The organism is Leptospira perolatii (assembly GCF_002811875.1).
GTDB lineage: Bacteria > Spirochaetota > Leptospiria > Leptospirales > Leptospiraceae > Leptospira_B > Leptospira_B perolatii.
The window spans coordinates 621,617-640,130 of the sequence record NZ_NPDZ01000001.1; the positions used below are offsets into that span (position 1 = coordinate 621,617).

The 18,514-nt window shown below is 42.9% G+C and carries 5 protein-coding genes and 1 pseudogene; 4 read left to right on the top strand and 2 right to left on the bottom strand.

Annotated features, from left to right (window positions below; translation table 11 throughout):
• Nucleotides 1-37 precede the first annotated feature (37 nt).
• A complete protein-coding gene (locus CH373_RS02955; RefSeq protein WP_243393223.1) occupies nt 38-2,311 on the top strand; it encodes a SulP family inorganic anion transporter in 2,274 nt (757 codons plus the stop codon).
• A gap of 115 nt (nt 2,312-2,426) precedes the next feature.
• Here CH373_RS02955 and CH373_RS18765 read toward each other — a convergent pair.
• Nucleotides 2,427-3,058, bottom strand: a pseudogene (locus tag CH373_RS18765) (hypothetical protein); the annotation flags it as partial.
• A gap of 51 nt (nt 3,059-3,109) precedes the next feature.
• Between CH373_RS18765 and CH373_RS02965 the strand changes: the two are divergent.
• Nucleotides 3,110-4,257, top strand: a protein-coding gene (locus tag CH373_RS02965; protein ID WP_100712454.1) for an IS3 family transposase whose coding sequence is annotated in 2 segments (ribosomal slippage) — nt 3,110-3,362 and nt 3,362-4,257 — 1,149 coding nt in all. Because the reading frame shifts where the segments join, the coding sequence is not laid out codon by codon here.
• A 79-nt stretch (nt 4,258-4,336) separates the two neighbouring features.
• Here CH373_RS02965 and CH373_RS02970 read toward each other — a convergent pair.
• A complete protein-coding gene (locus tag CH373_RS02970; protein WP_100712455.1) occupies nt 4,337-4,696 on the bottom strand; it encodes a helix-turn-helix transcriptional regulator in 360 nt (119 codons plus the stop codon).
• 969 nt (nt 4,697-5,665) lie between these two features.
• Here CH373_RS02970 and CH373_RS02985 point away from each other — a divergent pair.
• Both CH373_RS02985 and CH373_RS02990 read left to right on the top strand, forming a co-directional pair.
• The gene (locus CH373_RS02985) at nt 5,666-6,229 is read left to right on the top strand and encodes a hypothetical protein (protein ID WP_125169867.1); all 564 of its coding nucleotides are present in this window, start codon (nt 5,666-5,668) and stop codon (nt 6,227-6,229) included.
• Entirely contained in the window at nt 6,226-18,513 is a 12,288-nt protein-coding gene (locus CH373_RS02990; RefSeq protein WP_100712458.1) for a hypothetical protein, read from the top strand. The genes CH373_RS02985 and CH373_RS02990 overlap by 4 nt, the downstream gene beginning before the upstream one ends.
• The last annotated feature ends 1 nt before the right edge of the window (nt 18,514 follow it).

An 18,514-nucleotide genomic window follows, 5' to 3' on the forward strand; every position in this document is an offset into this window, starting at 1 on the left:
TGATTGTTTGGGAAATTTTTATAGGAATTAAAGTTCTTTGAGCTTATCTAACCGAATCACGGCAAAGTTTCCTGTATTTGCGAAACTTGATTTTTCAGGTGGATTGCGGAATCTATTTAAGGATTCACTTTCCGGGATTGCCGTTTTTATTTTGGCGCTCCCTTTGAGTTTAGGTATCGCTCATGCCTCGGGCGTACCATTATTCTCCGGAATTATCAGTGCAGTAATCGGCGGAATTCTGGTCGGCGTATTAAGCAAATCTAATTTAAGCGTCTCCGGACCAGCGGCCGGTTTGACTGCGGTAGTTCTTTCCGGAATCAGCGATTTAGGCAGCTTTCAGGCTTTTTTATGCGCTTTGGTATTGGCAGGTCTGATCCAGATTTTTTTGGGCGTACTTCGAGCCGGAACTCTCTCTGCATATTTTCCGTCTTCCGTTGTGAATGGAATGATGGCGGCAATCGGAGTCATTTTGATTATCAAGCAATTGCCTCACCTGATCGGATACGATATCGAAGAATTCGGTGTGGAAGAATTCGGACTGACCGCTCAGGATTTGAACGAATCCTATTCCGATCCGCACGAGCGAACAGAGTCGAACAGTTTTACCGTTTTGATCCACTCGCTTAGTAACTTGAGATTGAACGTACTTTGGATAGGATTGATTTCGTTGTCGGTAATTGTCCTATGGGAATGGTACGGTCCTAAAAAGCTGAAGCAGATTCCGTCTTCACTTCTCGGAGTAATTTGCGGGTTAATGGCCAACTCTTTATTCGGAGATTTCTTGTCCGGTGGGAGCCTAAGCAAAGATCACTTGGTGCAGCTCCCGAATTTGAATTCGGGAACAGATTTGATGAATTACTTTATTTTTCCAAAATTGGAAGAATTAGGAAATTATAAAGTATGGTTGCTGGGGGTTACTGTTGCCTTTGTTGCTTCGATAGAGACCTTGCTTGGAATCGAAGCAGTGGATCGAATGGATCCCGCACATAGAAAGACTCCAACGTCCAGAGAGCTGATCGCTCAGGGATCAGGGAATCTGGTTTGCGGGTTAACCGGTGGTTTGCCGTTGACTAGCGTGATCGTAAGGAGTTCGGTCAATATTTCTTCTGGGGCAAGAACAAAACTTTCTACGATAATCCATGGAGTTTTGATTTTTCTGGGAGTTGTCTTCTTTGTTAATGTTTTGAATGCAATTCCTCTATCTTCCTTGGCAGCTGTTCTAATTTTTAACGGATTCAAACTTGCGGCTCCGAAAAATTTCAAGGCGATGTACAAAAAAGGAATCTACCAATTTGTTCCTTTTCTCGTAACGATTGTCGCTATTCTGCTTTCTGACCTACTGATCGGCGTAGTCACCGGGATCGCTACCTCCTTGATCTTTGTTTTGAAGGAAGACCACCAAACTGCGATTGTCAGGGTTGAGAATTTTGGAAAGTTCAGAAGGATCGTCTTGGGTGAGAATTTAGGATTCTTTCACAAGGCAAGAATTCAAACGGTTTTAGACGAACTCCCCGAAGGAATTATTTTAGAAATTGATGGGACTCGAACACTTCATTTGGATCAGGATATCGCCGAGCTGATTCACGAATTTAGGCGAAATGCGGAACGAAAAAACATCAAAGTCGTTCTCGGAGGTATTCCGAATATGAAAAATGATATCGCTTCTCTTCAATCTGAAATGGAAGAAAAGTACACAAGATTACTAAAAAATAATAGAGATTGGGTAAAAGAAAGAACCGACATCGATCCCGATTTCTTTTCGCGGCAGGCTGACGGCCAAACACCGCAAGTCCTTTTTATCGGTTGCAGTGACTCAAGAGTTCCTGTGAACGTCATCACGAAAACGGATCCTGGCGAGATCTTTGTAACAAGGAATATTGCAAATGTAGTCTCGGTAGACGATATGAGCTTGTTCAGTGTTTTGCAGTTCGGCATCGAGGTATTAAACGTAAAACATATAATTGTCTGCGGTCATTATGGATGCGGCGGCGCCAAGGCTGCCCTTTTGGGGAGATCGACGGGCCTGATCGACAATTGGATTACTCATATCAAGGACGTTTATTTAAAACATAGAATCGAATTGGACGGACTTTCGGAAGAGCAGAGAGAAAGGAGATTGATCGAACTGAATGTGATCGAACAAGTGATCAATCTGTACAAGACGAGTTTGATCCAAAGTGCTTTAAAGAAATATGGTTTTCCAAAAATTCATGGATGGGTGTACGACGTATGCACAGGCTTGGTAAAAGAAATCGACTATAAGCAGCGTCTGAAAGAGGAATTAGACGGAGTGTACGGATACGAAATGTGACTCTTGTCGAATCTGATGCAGTGCAGAATCCACACAAAACCTAAACAAAACCGTCCGGATATCCGGACGAGTATTGGCTTGATGGTAAAAGTTGATTTTTTCATTTTAGATTAACTCAACAATCAGAACATTTAGTTATTCTATTTTCTTTTGGTCGTTTTACGGCGGCTTCTTTTACCTGGGTCGAAAATCGGCCTAGCTCCATTTAGAACTTCGAGAGGAGAGTAACCATAAAGGACTCCGTTTGGTCGGGAATTAAATTCAGGGACAGCCTGCTGTAGAATTTTGTTCACGTCATTGAATGAAAATGGTTTACTTGGGAAAAGGAACTCGTATTTCATTTTCTTGTTTATGGCTTCGATCATACTATTTGAAAACGTAATATCAGCTTGGGCAATCATCTTGCGAATGGAAACGTCGGGTTGAGCTAAGAAACCGTTTACGGCGCCTTCATTCTCTGATCCGTTATCGCATAGTAGTATAAGTTGTTTATTGAATAAGTTAAATTTCCGACAGACTTCCTTGAGATTCATCATAGTAACTTTGGAATTGTATTCTAATGAAGCCTTGGATTACTCTTTCTGCATAGATTGATCGGGGACAAGGCGCATGAAATTCGTTTTTCCATTTATAAAATCTTTGGGTGGAAATTTTCAAGAACGGACAGGAGCGTTTTATACCGAGCAATGGAGAGATTTTTTGGATAATGGAAACGATTTTTTGTTTCTGCTTGTTCCATATTAGCCTAGTTACGTAAAAGTAGACACCTTTTTCGCTCAAAAGGAGAAGAGGGTAAAGATGAGTAAACGAGGTAAATACTCTCCGGAGTTTAAAGAACAGGCCGTAAGACGGACTTTGACAGGCTCATTTACAATAAAAGAAGTTTCCCAGTCATTAGGAGTCAGCTATTTTGTGCTTAGACAATGGAAGGCTGAATACATGAAGAAGTCGGAAGATCAAAATCCTCCGACAGATAAGCAGCTCAAAGAGAGCGAAGAACTAAAAAGGCTTCGGAAAGAAAATCTTAAGCTTAAGGAAGAAGTAGCTATCCTAAAAAAGTTTGCAGCCATGCTTTCACGGGAACAAAATCCCGATTAGAGTTTATGGAAACTCACCGGACGGAATTTCGAGTCAAGAGCATGGCGGAAGTGTTGGAGGTATCTCGGACTTATTATTATAAGTTTCTAAAACGTTGTAAAACTGAAATGGATAATCTTGATCCGGTCGTCGTGGATTTTATTCGCAAAACGTGGCTCAAAAGTAAAAGGAATTATGGCTTAGTTAGGATCTTGCGTGAAGTTAAAAAAGCCTCTTTTCCTTATGGAGCCAGGAGAGTTCGGAAAGTGATGAAATTCTGCAATATTCGAGGGAAACAAGAGAAACGGTTTAGGATATTCACGACTAATTCTGATCATTCAGAACGTATTGCACCGGACTTAGTAAAGCGTGATTTTAATGCAGTTTCTAAGAATAGGCGATGGGTATCGGATGTAACGTTCATAAGATGTCTCTCGGGCTGGTTTTATCTTTGCGTGATCATAGACTTGTATTCGAGAAAAGTGGCTGGTTGGTCTCTCAGTGACAAGAATGACTCTCGGCTCGTGACGAATACACTTGCGAAGGCGATCGAACTTAGAAATCCGGCAAAGGGCTTAATATTCCATTCGGACCGAGGATCTAATTACTGTTCTCGTGAAGTTCGTGAGCTGTTGTCTTTAAATAAAATTAGGAGAAGTAATAGTAGAAAGGGGAATTGTTGGGACAACGCAGTCGCAGAGTCTTTCTTTAGTTCCCTTAAAAGAGAATTGGAATATAATACTTTCCATAATATCGCAGAGGCCACTTCAGTGTTCTTCGATCATATAGAAGTATTTTATAATAGACAAAGGTCTCATTCATTTTTAGGGTTTATGAGTCCTGCGGAATTTGAAGAACGAATTGCTTAAAAAGTGTCTCCTAAAACGTAACTAGGTTAAAGTCCGCCGAGTATAGGAACAGAAACTGATTCTTGCACTTGTATTCAAGTTATAGGAACATTTCTACAGATACACCGAAAAGTTCCGCTAACTTTTTAGCCGTTTCTTTCCCAATAGAACGACTTCCCGATTCCATCGCCGATATGTGAGATCTTGGAATCCCACCGATTCTTTTACCAAGTTCTGTTTGAGTGAATCCAGCCATAGACCTATATGTTTTCATGTGATTTCCCGGGGTAAAAAGCTTTTTATTTTTTTGAAAGAACTCTCCTTTTCTAAACGAGACAGGGTTATCCTTCTCGATCTTTACTTTCTTTCCGAATTCTTCCTTTAATACATCAAGAAGTTTTTCTGGAATTTCACCTATGACTCTCACTTCAGTAAGGGGCGTTTTCACGACTACCAACATAATACACCTCAATCACTATTGACCCTTTCACATATTCCCAGCAAGCGACCCAGCTATATGATAAATGACAGTGATATTTATTTTTCCCTAAGGGAGAGAAGTTTGGCCAATTTTTCTAATCGGTCCTGAAACTTCGAGTTCTCGCAATAGAGTAGCATACTTTCTCTTTTTCAGAGCTGGAAGTTCAAGGGCTCCTTTAGGTCACTTCCTCTTCTCTAAAACTTTAAAAGGCATTTATAATAATAGAATGTTACCAAATTTGATAACAAAGTCAATGCGAATTCTTGAGCAATTTGGAAACGGGAACAGCTTCCCTCGTCCTCCGCCAGCACCTCCTGTGCTGAGCTCCGGAGCGCTCCGCCATCCTGGCTCCGCTCTCAGGAAGGCTTGGTTCCCGTTTCCTGTCTTATTCTCGGCGGTGGCTGCTCTTAGTGTTTCGTTTCCTATCTTATTCTCGGCGGTGGCTGCTTTTAGTGTTTGGTTTCCTGTCTTATTCTCGGCGGTGGCTGCTCTTAGTGTTTCGTTTCCTGTCTTATTCTTGGCGGTGGCTGCTCTTTGTGTTTCGTTTCCTGTGTTTTCTCGGCGAGGGCTGCTTTTAGTGTTCGGTTTCTTGTGTATTGGTCAGTGGGCTTGCTTGGTGTTTTGGGAAAGTTTTTCTTTCCTGGCAATTCATCCCTTAATTGATAGTGATTGTTCTGTTAGGTGGAATTTAAGGCACCTTCCTGAAAAAAAGTACTTGTCCGTTATGATCTGGCCAGAGCTCCTACCGTTAAGCCAATTTATTTCATCACTTTGACATAATTTTGGAGTTTTGCTCTTTTTGTGATTTTTGCGCGTATTTTTCATTTCGGCGAGAGTAACTGGAAAGCTTTCTTTGGGGTTTTCCTTTGTGCGTCCGCCTTAATCCTTCCTTTTACTCAATTTCTTTCCTTATTGAAAGGGGTTGATTCCAGGGGTGGAAACTTTGAGGTGGCAAGCGGTTCTGCTCTGGTTTCTTCTCATTGGGAATTCCTAGAAGATTTTCACCAAGCGGAGACTTTTGAATTTCCAAGTTTGGATAGTGGATCTGTCGATTTTCGTGCAGAGGTTGCTATTTTCCAATCGGACTCTTCTCAACTTTTAACTGAGAGTAGTGTGGCGGAAGCGCACGGTGTAATTTTTGCTCCCTTTGAAAATGATTGGGAAGATCCCATTATCGCCGCGATTCGTTTGGGGATCGTGGAATCTAATTTACAATTTTATTATGGATTCGGCTTGGACTTGATGCAAATGAGGCCCGAGGATCCGTTTTCTCAATTCGGTGGAACTCTGGTGGTCTTGCCGGGCTTTATTTTGGACCGTTCCGGCAATTCTTTGAAAGAGAAAAAGTCTTCCAACTCGAAGTTTACTTTCTCTGTTTTTAGGGGCGATTCTTCGCCTAACGCTATTTTTGCGCTTCATGTAAATGATGTGCACCTGAATCGAAAACTGACGCGTTATTATGCACGCCGTACTCATGGCGATCCAGATCTTAGAGGTACTATACTACTATGAAATTTCCTTCCTTAACTTTTTTCCAAAAGATCTCTTCTCTAAATCTAACACGAAATCTAAGACAAAATTTAACGCGTATCCTAACGCACAATTTAAAGCGTAACCTAACGCAGAATCCAACACGAAGGCAGGCGAAGGTTGTCTCTCAAATTCAGAGCGTCGCTTGTTCCGGCGCTTTGTCCGTCGCTTTGCTCTGTATCTCCACAGCGGATCGTTCGTGGAAGGGTTTTGCGGACAGAAAAAACCGGAGAAGACTTTTTAGAAAGGTGCGGGCTATAGGCCAAGTTGGTGCGAAGTTCGGGCTTTTGGCTTTTATGATTCTGGACATTGCGCTTTCTCCTTTGGCTGCAGATCCTAGTTTATTTCGAGATCTTTGGAAGAACGGTTCGGACGGTAAATTAGAAAGGCAGTACAAAAAAGCGGATTCCGAAAAGCAAGAATCCGATTGGGACCAGGATGTAAACCAGGGAAAGCAGCTTTTAAAAGCGGACTGGGAAGCGAATGCGGACAGCGAAATCGAAAAGCAACTTTTGGGTGTTGCTCTCTCGGATAAAGACTCTGTTAGAGAACAATTACAAAAAGATAAAGTGCTCGTTCTGGGAGAATGGGAAACTGACGTTCAAAGAGAGATAGATACAAGAAAGGGCGAATGGAAGGCAAAAGTTTCCAGCGGTAGCTTGGAGGACTTGCTCGACGGAATCGATAAGGTTGCAATTTACCAAGCGATTGTAAGTGCGGAGAATGCTTCTAAAGCAGGCACGTCGGCTACAGAAAGGGTGAGTCTTTTTGATACATCTATAAAGGGTGCTTTGGGCGCGTATCGTTCCAACTGGGAAACTAAGTTAGATGATCGGATTGGCGGTTTGTCTGGCTCTGTTAGTTTTGGGAGTGCAGTTGAGAAGGATTCCTTTGAGAAGTCACTTTTAGATATCAAGAAATATATTCAGGCGGAATATTCCTACGAAGAATCTTCGGTTTTGAGTGCGTATCGTGCTCAGTTTGTTTCTAAAGAAAATGAAAGCGAAGATTTGCAGAATAGAATCGCTCAGGAAACGGATCCTTCTCAGCTAGCGATTCTTTTGATCGCACGTGCAAAGAAAACGATCGACGAAAAATATTCTGGGATTTTGCCACCGGACGGTGGCGTTCTTACTCCTCCTGTTAGCGTAGTTGAGGGAGAAGATTACCAGTCGAAGTTTTTGAAAGCTTTGCAAGACGGGCAAGCTCAGTGGCAAAAGTCGATCGATGACTTGGTACTCGGAAAGCTTAAGTATGACAAGGCAGTAGAGCGCCAGTGGAAAAACGGAGAAGAAAACTGGGCCGAAGCGTTTAATCAGCTGTTAGCTGCCAGAGAAAGTTGGACTTCTACGATCAAGGCCCAGATCCAAAAAGGATTGGAGGCTTGGGACAAATCCGCAGCAGATTTGCAAGCAAACAGACAAAAAGCTTTGGGTGAACTTGATCGCACCTTGGAAACAAATCGTGAACAGTGGCAGTCTCATGTGAGAGGTGTAGAAAGCGTTGTTGGCGGTGGAGCAGATACTCTCAGTACAATTGTTGCAAACAAGCAATTCTTTAAAGAAGCATTAGATAGAGCGAATGTTCCAGGCTCCGGGTATGGTACGAAAATCAAAACAGAGTACCAAGACCAATTGAACTATTGGACTAGTTTAGAGACTAGGATTAGAAACCTAGTCGCGAGCTCTCAAAATCAGATTCACAACGAGGACATTCGTGGAACTTCCGTCGGCAAAGGTTTGTTGTATAACGCGGGCGGTTCCGACGCTTTTATTTATTCCAGCGCAGAACTAGAATTAAAGATTGCTAAAGAAGAGCTAAAGGTTTTACAGCAGAAAAAGGATCGAGCACAACAAGTGTATGACTATGCGATCCAAAATGTAGCAGGAAAGTCTCAGGCTCAACTTACTTCTGAGGTAGAGGCTGCAAAGAGCGCTTTCCAAACACAAGAAGCTGCTTATTTGAAGCTACTCGCGGATTTGAATGGTGGTGGAGACATTAGTTCTTCTTCTACAGGTTTGGATTCTACTTCGAGTACTGTAGGAGGTACTGCGACTGCAACTGGAAGCGGGATCTTGGCGAACTTGGAAGTTGCAAATCGACTTCTGGAAGAAAAGCGTAAGAAAGTAGAGGAAGCTCGTTCTCTCATGGAAGAGAGAAGGTTAAGTTTTGATTCGGTCACGAAAATGCAGGTTTTGGTGAATAACCCCGAGTTACTCGGAAAAATCGGTGAATTAAAAACGGATCCTGGTACAAACAAAGTAGATAGCGGATTAAGATACGAGATTTATCAGGCGAACGAAGAGTTAGAAAGGCAAAGAGAGATATTACGCCAGCAAGAAGCTGAGATGTACAAACTTTCTTATGAAAGACAAAATGCACTCAGAACAGAGGCGTTCTATAATGAAAGTTTAAAGAAGATTTTAGAATTCGAGAAATTAAAAGAAAATAAAGTACTCCTAGGGAATTTGATCGGAGGAGACGGCACTCTTTCTCAAAAAATAGATTCATTGTTGTCCGGATCGAATTTGAACGTTTTGTATGGAAACGATCTTTCTGTACAGATCCGTGCGAATCTGACCAACCTGCAAAAGGGTTTAGTCAATGTAAACAAGCCGGTTACTGATTCTGTAGATGTATTTCAAACGCAGGTGAGCGCACTACACAACGCATCGAATGAATTCCAAAGCGAGGAACTGGGCCAAAAGAAAGCGGACTTAGTGAAGTATTTGGACAGAATGAAGTCTCTTAGAAGTTCTTTGCTTGGAGCGAACACTTTCGATACTTCTTATATAGATAAGGATCAGATCAATCAGGGGATAGCTTATCTAGAAGATCTGGTTTCTCATTGGGATTCTAATATTGGTACTTTGAAAGACGGCTTGGAAGATTTGTCCGAAGATAGCCAGGACTTTTTGGATTATGCTACTGCGAATGCTAGTAAGAAGGGGAATGTAGAATATTCGAATGAGATGCTTTCTTTGGGAGGAGTACTTCAGAAGAGTGCAATGAAAGTAGGTGGGTTTCAAACCTATCTAACAGAAATTCAGAATACTACATCGTATTTGGATGCGGTATTTCTGGATTCTTTTCAGATCGCAGACGCAACGATCGATTCTAGTTTGACTGGAGATGCTAGAAATAACGCGAAGGGAACACTTTCGGGTCTTAGGTCGAGCTATACTACCGGGAGCAAAGAATGGACTCCGGTTTTGACCCTGGCATCGGCTCCATTTGGTTCTTTAGATTCAGTATTTTCTAATTTTGGTCAGTCGATCCAGTCTTTTCGTTCTAGTTTGGAAAATAGAAGTGGGATCGGACAGAAGGTTTCCTCCGAGCTTTTATCTTTGTATGACGGTTTGAATATAGAGTACGAAGGAAGAAAAGCAGAGCTACAGTTCTTGCTCGATCCGAACGGTAGTTCCGATTCGTTAAACGAAGTAGTAAAATCCGCCCAAAACAAGAGAAATCTAGAAGGCGCACAAATTAACGAGAAGGCTCTATCGATTTTTGAAAGTTATATTTCAGGTTTGGATCCAGAAGACAGAAATGTAGATAATATCTATCTCAAAATTCTAAAGGATAGCGACGACAGATTTACGAATTTGCAACTGGGACCGAATGCATTACAAGAACGTAAAGCGATGGAGCTGGTATTAGACTTTGTAAGAGCGAACAGAAGCTCTTTAGACAGGTCTTTGCAAGCAGGCGATTATAATACGTTCGTGGACAGTATTTCTAAACAACTAACAACTGCGGAAAAAATAACAGAGTTCTACGAGGACGGAGGGGATTTAACAGAGGCAGAGAGAAATGCCATCCGAGAGAACGGAAGTCTGGATGAAAAAAGGGAATTAAACGAATATTATACATTTGGAAGTACATTCTTTTTCGGGAAAGCGACAAATCAAGTGGCTGCTTTAGGCGCGATCGTACAGAGATTGGAAAGCTTTGCGGGAAATGTCCGCTCCGGAGGAATTTTAAGCGCCATCCAAGAAGATTATTATAGAACCCAGGAAAACAAGTCTTCCGGATTGTTAAACGAAATACACAAAAAAGTCGGCGGATTATCGGGTCTGACCGCATCGGATCTATTGCAGGATTCTTTTTCTTTGGGAACGAGTACGGACCATGATACGGAAGCGGAAACACTCCGAAAAAATCTTCTCAATGATTTGATCAGCGGCAAAACGAGCGAATCAGAATTTTTGGCTGCATTAGAAGATCTGGACAAACTCGGGAATATATTTGGCGCACAGGAAAGATTGAAGGTATACGCAGAAGCTTCCAACTACGGAGAAGAATGGAATGTAAGAAGTGGGGATTTGACGACTGCAATGTCGAATTTGACCCCGCTCCTTGCGAGCGTAAACGACGCGCCACAATCACTACTTGGATTTATGACCAGTGATTTGAGAGATTGGTATTCTTCTAGAGTGACTGATGTCACAAACTTTTACAACCTGAAAGATTTAACGAATCCATTGGATGTTAGCCAACCTGCTTACCCGGGAGTGGATTTTACCGGACTGGAAAGTTATATTAACAATATTGGACCGAAGCTAGCGCAGTGGGACGCTCAAAAGACCGGATTAGAAACAGCGCGCCAGAACTATCTAACAGAGAACACGAAACTATCCGGACTTACGCAAGCAAGCCCTGAGTATTTTGCGCAGTTGGAGATTGTATCACAAAAGTTGAATGAACTAAATGCTGCGTATCAGTCAGCAAAAATCTACTTTATGGATATTTCTTCTGAGTCGATTTCCGTTTACCAACAAGGAAAGTCTATTCTGACGAGTATGAAGACAAGCCTTGGACTACCGAACAAGTTTCTAGTAAACGATGCATCACTTGCAGTAATGCCTGAGGGAGTTCGAAACGATTATAACAACAACGGAGGATTGTATAGCTTTCAGTACTATTCGAGTTCCCAAGGAGAGCCAACAGATCGACTGATCGAATACGAAGCGTTATTTACGAGAGATACATTCGGAGTATATAATGTACAAGATAGCTATTTGCCGGTGGGAGCAAGAGGGAGCCTGCTCAGCGGGGCTGATTTAGGCCTTGGCATATTACAGAAAGCTAAAACAGACAAGGATGCACTTGCAGGACAAATAGCAACATTTCGCACAGGATTAGAAGGCAGGATCCAAGTGTACTTGGGAGGAGAGCCAAAAAATCAGATCTCACAGGAGCAACTGGTAGGATATGTAAACCAACTAAGAACCTTCTTTGTAGAAAAACAATCCAAGGGAGAGGAAGTAAACACTGCTGTATTGGAATCACTTGAAAACGTGGGAGCATTTACAGATGAAATCGCAAAACTGAAATTTTTCCAAGGTGTCCCCTCCGCAGACAGAACAGAGGCGGCCACGTTACAAAAGTGGAATGAAGCAAAGGCAAATACTTCCGGCATAAAAGAAGCACAATTGCTCTTTAGGGACCTGAAGGCTACGCTCGAAAATCTGGACAAAATCGGACAGCCAATGTATACGGCAATGGACCAGATAGAGAGTTCATTAGCAAAATATGAAGTGCTAAAAACCAAACTTGCTAGCGGTACCTATGAATTGAGTAGCGAAATCAGAAGCGGAATGGAATCACTCAGAGAATACGCCTGGAGTGCACATAAAGGAAATCTGACACAGGCGTATTTGGCATCGAGCCAAGAGAATATATCCTTGGATACGTTTCTGGCAGAAGTCAAGGCCGGAAAGTATGTATTGACCGGACAAAACGGATCGAGAGTAGAAAGAAACTCTAAATTCTTAGGACAAAATCTAACAGATGCACAAATAGCAGACTTGAAGGATAGTCTCAAGCCATACGCAGACCAAGTGAAGATCGCAAATTCCAATTTGGGTGCGAATATCGACGCGATACTCACTGTAACAGACCCACAGATTAGAGAAGCACTAAAAACGCAAGCATTGGCACTGAACTATGACAGAATCCAGACATCCTTGGCGCAAGGAACATTAGTCAATGTGAATGCACTCCAACCGGAGTTGAAAGAGTACGGAATCGTATCGAACTACCTGGCTTTTTTAAGTTCCAACAAGAACTGGAATGGAAACAATGAAGCCGACAGAATCGCTGCTAGAAATGAGTACTTGCTACGAATCGGAAAGGAAAATTCGGAAGACACAATCTTAGCCGATTATCTTGCCAATTACAATAACAGAAATACTGCATATTATTTAAAAACGGAAGCATTACAACAAAGAGACGCGTTGACTGCGTATTACAACGACGCAACAGCTAACACGCTCAAGCCGGACGACCTGGTTGCACTTACCAATTGGCTCAAGGATAAAAAATACGAACCAAGTTTGGTCACTTCACTTAACAAATCAGTCAGAATGGAAACCATTCTATCTGGATACGTAGGAGAAACAGAAGAAGAGTATTTTGCGTATCTGGGCACCAAACTGAGCGGAGGAATTACAGATTCAGAAAAACAGGGACTGATACTAGCGAAAGCAGGGTTGTACGATCCATTTGGAACTCTGAATCCGTTTCAAGAAGTGTCCGCGGAGCAATTCCTAAAGAGTTTTAGTTATAAAACAGGATTTTCTACCTTTGTAAATAAACTAGGAGAAGAAGATGTTACGTTTACCAAAAAAGCAATCGAACTGAATCGAAACGAGCAAAACAGCAAGTTTGCGTATGATATCGTAAAGAAAAACGCACTCGTAGAATCTTATTTAAGTTATATAAACATAGGACCAAAGGGCCAATTAGAACCGAGCGACGACCAGAAGATCACGGATCGATTACGAGAGTTGGAGTTGCAAGCAGAACAAAGACTGGGGAACTTTTTGGGCCTGGTGGAGGGATACAAGAGCGTAGCATTTGACCCAACTAAGGAAGAAGCAAACCCATCGATACGAAGAGCACTCAAAGACTTTGATAACTCAGGATACGAAATCAGAGATGAGGTGTACGCCAAAAACGCATCGGGAGACTACAGCTTCAAAGGCGGATTGGATAATTTATATGGAATCATAGAGAACTACGTAGATAATAATCTACCGGGAAGATCGGCAGTAAACGATCCGTATGCGGAGACGTCACAAGCAAAAGGAAATATGACAGGATCAGCGGAAAGTATGATCACCGCAGGAAAGAGTATTGGAATCCTAACAGGGATAGCTAACACATACGTAGACTCCAGCGGAAAAGCACTGAAAGGAACAGCACTACAAAACGCACTAGTCACCGACTTACAAAAAGTAAAAAACAATTACCAACAAGCACTGACAGACTTTGAGACAGCGCAGACAGAGTTTACCAACCAAAAAGTGGTAGTAGATGGGATACAGGCAAACTATACAGCCAAACAAACACAAGTGACAACGGCATACAATGCCTTGCAAGATTCGTCCAAGGAACTCAATAGCAAAACAGCGCTGTACGATTTTGCACAGATGGTGGCGTATTCGCAACACACTAGCGAAGAAGGAAGCGATCCGAGTAGCATTCGTAGTCCAACAGAGATCGTAAAGCAACGATTAGACGCCTCGAACCTAGAAGTCACAAACAAACTGAAGGAAATCGAGGAAATCCAAACCAGAATCGCGAACCAAACCACATTAGCAAACTTGAATGCGGATCCAAAAGTAGCAGAAAACAAACAAGCTACCGAAGACTGGGCCGAGAGAGCACTACGATTTAGCCAAGCAGAGACAAAGATTAAGGATCGGATGGAGGATTTGAAAAAGCAGATAGCGAATGAGAGGCAAAGTTTGCAGGGGCAGCTCGATATGTTTCTTGTTCCACCAAGGACAGAAATTAAATCGAATGGACTCATTGGACGTATTGATATTAATGCAGCTACCTACAGGGTGATAGAAGACGATCTTCGTAGCGAATATAATATCGTGGAAGGAATATTAAACGGTAAAATAGGGATGTGGGATTTTATCAATGGCGGAAGAGGAGACTATGGGTCGACCTTTGGGGGAGGGCTTTCGAATAAATATCCTCAGTATGATATTTTGGGCTTTGTGAACGGACGGAGAAAAGGAGGACCAGCTGCGGACAGGATGATCGATGCTCAAAATGCATTCGACGGAGTATGGTTTGCTTGGCCGGACGACAAGGCTAATTCTACAGCACGTTTAAGGTTAGAATCGAGTAGTTATTCGCAATATGCATCGAAGATGGATGCAAAGTTAGGCGAGATTACAAGTGCTGAAGCAATCATTATCGCGATCATGGGCTGGGGGAATCCGCTTGTAGGTGCGGAGGCAATTCGTAGAAATGAAGAATGGATCCGAGCCAAAACTGATCTGCAAAACTCCATCGACAATGCGACGGTTTCGGCAACTAGACTCAAAGATTTGCAGGCAGAGCTGAATTATTATACCGACATCTCTAGTGCGGAACAATTGCGGTCCGTATTACTTGGAACTGGAAATAGTTCAGGTAAGTATAAGCTAAACACTGGACTACAAACGAGTGATGCGGACTTCTTAACCGGTACAGGAACTTTGACTGAGGGCAGCCTGCAATGGACTGCTGGAAAAGAAGGACTTAATCTAGATAAAATTGCAGGTAAGAACGGAGATCCAGTAGCACAAGATCGATATATCCACGATGCATACGGACTACTCGTAAGAAATAATACAAGCTATACTCCAGGCGGAAGAACGGCTATAGCAACCAGTTCTACCTCAACGAGCGGTGACGGAGTAAAAACGGCCTTTATGGTGTCGGGAGATGAGTTTGTATCTGCCTTGGCAGTACTATCTCGCTCTCAGTACGAAGTGGAAAGAGACGAATACTTTGCCGCACAAGAAGCAAGCGTCGGTCCAGGAGGACAGAAGGCAGACAGAAGAGAAATTCTGGACGATAGAGAACAGTTTTTCTCCCAACTCATCAACAAGTTAAGCAATGGGAATGGGCAAAACATAGAGTTTGAAATGTACCAAACCGTAATTTCGGATTACATGGGCAAAGGGAAAATCGTGGACCAACTCTTTGAACTAAGTCTTGAACAACAGAGAAAAGCACAGATCGCTTCCTGGGATGCAAAAGAAAAGGATTTCCATTCCAGAAAACAAGAATGGGTACAAAACATCCAGTACTTGCAAGATACAGGAAATGCCAGATTCAATGACCTAACCGGTGTCATACTAAAACAGTGGGATGAATGGAGGGTCGACTTCCGAAAAGAAGCCAAAGTAGGAGAAGAAGCCCACCTAAGGGAAATAGAAAAAGAGCTGAAAGAGAAGACGCGCTGGGAAACAGATTTTCTTTCCACAATGAAAGACCAGGATGATAGCACCGTACTCCGAGATGCATATAACCGAATCCAAGGAATGGTAGAAAGCTTTGGTGGAACATTGCCAACCGGAGTATCTATTAATCTCAATGCAAATACAATCTTGAATTCGGTATTAGCGGATAGTCCGACTAAGTTCGACGAACGAACGATTAGTCAAGGAGCAACACAAGACGTACAGTTCTTTATCAACCAATTGCAAACGACCAAACTGGATGATAAAAACGTAAAAGCATTTGAACAACTCAGAAATGAGATGGACGAACATTCTCAAAAGATGGTGGTACTTCAGACACTAGATTCTCTCTACTCTATACCAAAAGCGTACGAAGAAACGATCAAAAGTGCCAACGAGGACTTACACAAACAACTCAAAACGCAACTTGGGCAAGATGGATTTATGCCAACGGGTAACCTGTATATCCGGCAAACAGTAGGACCAGACGGAAACCCACAAGCACAGGTGCTACCAGACTACACAGACTATGTGTACAACTCACCAGACCAACTACCAAAAGTAAAAGATAGTAACGGAAAAGAATGGGACCTAAGTAACTACAGCGCATTAAGCGCCAAAGGAGGACCCACATCCTCTGAATTACAGACGATGGTGAAATTGGCACAAACTCAGATGGATTTGGACTTTAAAAAAGTATACGACCCGGAAAATCCATCTAACAGAGAAATAGCGATAGCGGCATTAGACCCAATCGCAGTCGCAAAGGTAGCCCAAGCAGCTCAAGCAGGACTAAGACAACTGTTCACAGACCCACAAAAAGCATTAGAATATACGAATGCAGATGAACGTGGCAAGCGCGCAATGGAAGAGAGCGCCATGAACTCCGGATACCTAGTAGGGCTAACAGAGGGAGGAAAGTTCGGAGACCATCATTTTAGCCAATTCTATACCATCCTGAAACTCAAAGAAAAATATAATGAAATGAAACAAGAAGGAGAATCGCTCAAGGGAGATGGATTCTCGAATGCCATGGGAAGTGTGATGGAGGCGAGCACCTTTGGCTTGTTAGACGGTAAAATGATCAGTAAAACACTGCACGATAACAAAGAAATCGTGGATGCAGTGACTGCGGTTGCAGCCGTGATAGCAGCACCATTTACTGGTGGTGCATCGTTTATCGCTTATGCGGCTTATAAATCAGTCCAAGGAGCGTATGAAGGTGGAGTGCTCGGTGCAGTAGCAGGAGCAGCAAACTTTGGAAATGCTTATTTGCAAGGTTTCTCGGCGGGAGCGCTTTCTTACGGAATGTCTTACAGTTACGAAGATGGCTTTCAAGCGAGTGTCGGAGGAGGACTGGGTAAAGCTGGACTAGGCCTTGGAGGAAGTTTATCCTACAGTGCGAATACAGGAGCCATATCCGGAAGTGTAGGAGTTCAAATGCGCATGGACCCAAACGCACGGATCACGGGTAACTTAGGAGTGAATTTTGACAATAGCGGGATCACAGGAGTCAATACCGGCTTCGGTGTGGGCCTGGGAACGAATTCTGCGGGTAAACCGATGGCCTCACTAAACGTAGGACTTAGCTATGATAAAAATACCGGTTTTGGACAGAATATAGGGATCTCCCAAAGTGTGAACAAAGCGGTCTCGCAAGGTGGAATCGATTACAGCCACACAGCCTTTGGAGGAGATACTTGGACTGCAAGCACTCCCGCTGTACTTGGAACGAACGTAAGCTATTCGTATAACAACTTGACGAAGAGTGCTAGTGCAACCTTGAATTCAAATGGAGCGACAGCACTGACCTATGATTTAGCGAGTGGAACTGCCACGTATAACCAGAGTTTCTTCGGAGATGTTGGTAAGAATAGAGCGATGTCTACCGGAGGTATGTCGAATCAAGAGTATACCGAGTATGAGGTAGAACAGTTAAAAGCTCGAGCCCAATCTGCGGGTCTCTGGGAAGGGACGAAGAATCTATTCAGCGGAACTATGGATGCAGTTTCATCTTTTGGAACCTCAATGCTAGAAAGCTTAATAGAAGCCGGTAAAGTTGGAAGCGAATACATTAGATCATTATGGAATGGGGATTCTTCCGGGGACCGTGTTTCTTGGATGCTGCCCGTTGGGAAGGCTGAACCTAACGGATACGGTCTCGGAGAAGCAACACCAAAGGTTTATGATCCATCCAAAGGTGAAACTGGATGGAAACTGGCATACGGAGCTGATGGAAAAGCTACAGTCGGTTATACTCAAGAATTGAAAAATGGCGTAGTCAACGAAGTATCCGAAAGGGTCGTCAACGGCGAAACATTAACCTATGTGAATAATAAGTTAATGAGAAATGGCGATGCTATGGTCATGGACGCAGACGGATCATTACGAGTAATCAAGAAAGAAGAACTCGGAAAGTATGTTAAAGACCATGGAATCACCGACGCCGTTGTGAGCACAAATGGAATCGGAAACTCCGGTGTAGACGCTGCCCAAATGTTCCAATCGATAGCAAGGCATGTAAACATTCTGGATGCAAACCAGGGGGGTCAAACTGGCGAAGTGATTCATATATTCCGGGATAGGCAAGTGAGTAACGTGGTAACACCGAATCTGAATGATAAGACAGTTTCTTCTTCTTTGACGACCTTGATCAACAATGGAGCATTTGAAACAGGAGGTACGATCTTGGGGCACAGTGCAGGTGGACGCACGATCGAGAATGGGATCAGGGATGCGGATGCCAGAGCTACGATCCAAGCCGATGTAATAACCCTTGGCGGAGCGAATAGTAATGCAATTAATGCAAAGGTGAAATCTTGGACGGATATCATGCACAAACAGGACTTAGTCACTGGAAAAACATGGGGCACGAAAACTTACGATACGAGTGTAGATAACTATAAGGCTATCAATACGAATTACCAAGATGCGAACAATAAAGATTGGAAAACTCATAGCTACATGGGGACATATCGCGAGGAATTCCTGCTTTATTACGATAGGAACAGGTGAG

Bases quoted from the DNA above. Each gene is read 5' to 3' on its own strand.
- CH373_RS02970 (WP_100712455.1), bottom strand. From the start codon at position 4,696: ATGTTGGTAGTCGTGAAAACGCCCCTTACTGAAGTGAGAGTCATAGGT.
- CH373_RS02990 (WP_100712458.1), top strand. From the start codon at position 6,226: ATGAAATTTCCTTCCTTAACTTTTTTCCAAAAGATCTCTTCTCTAAAT.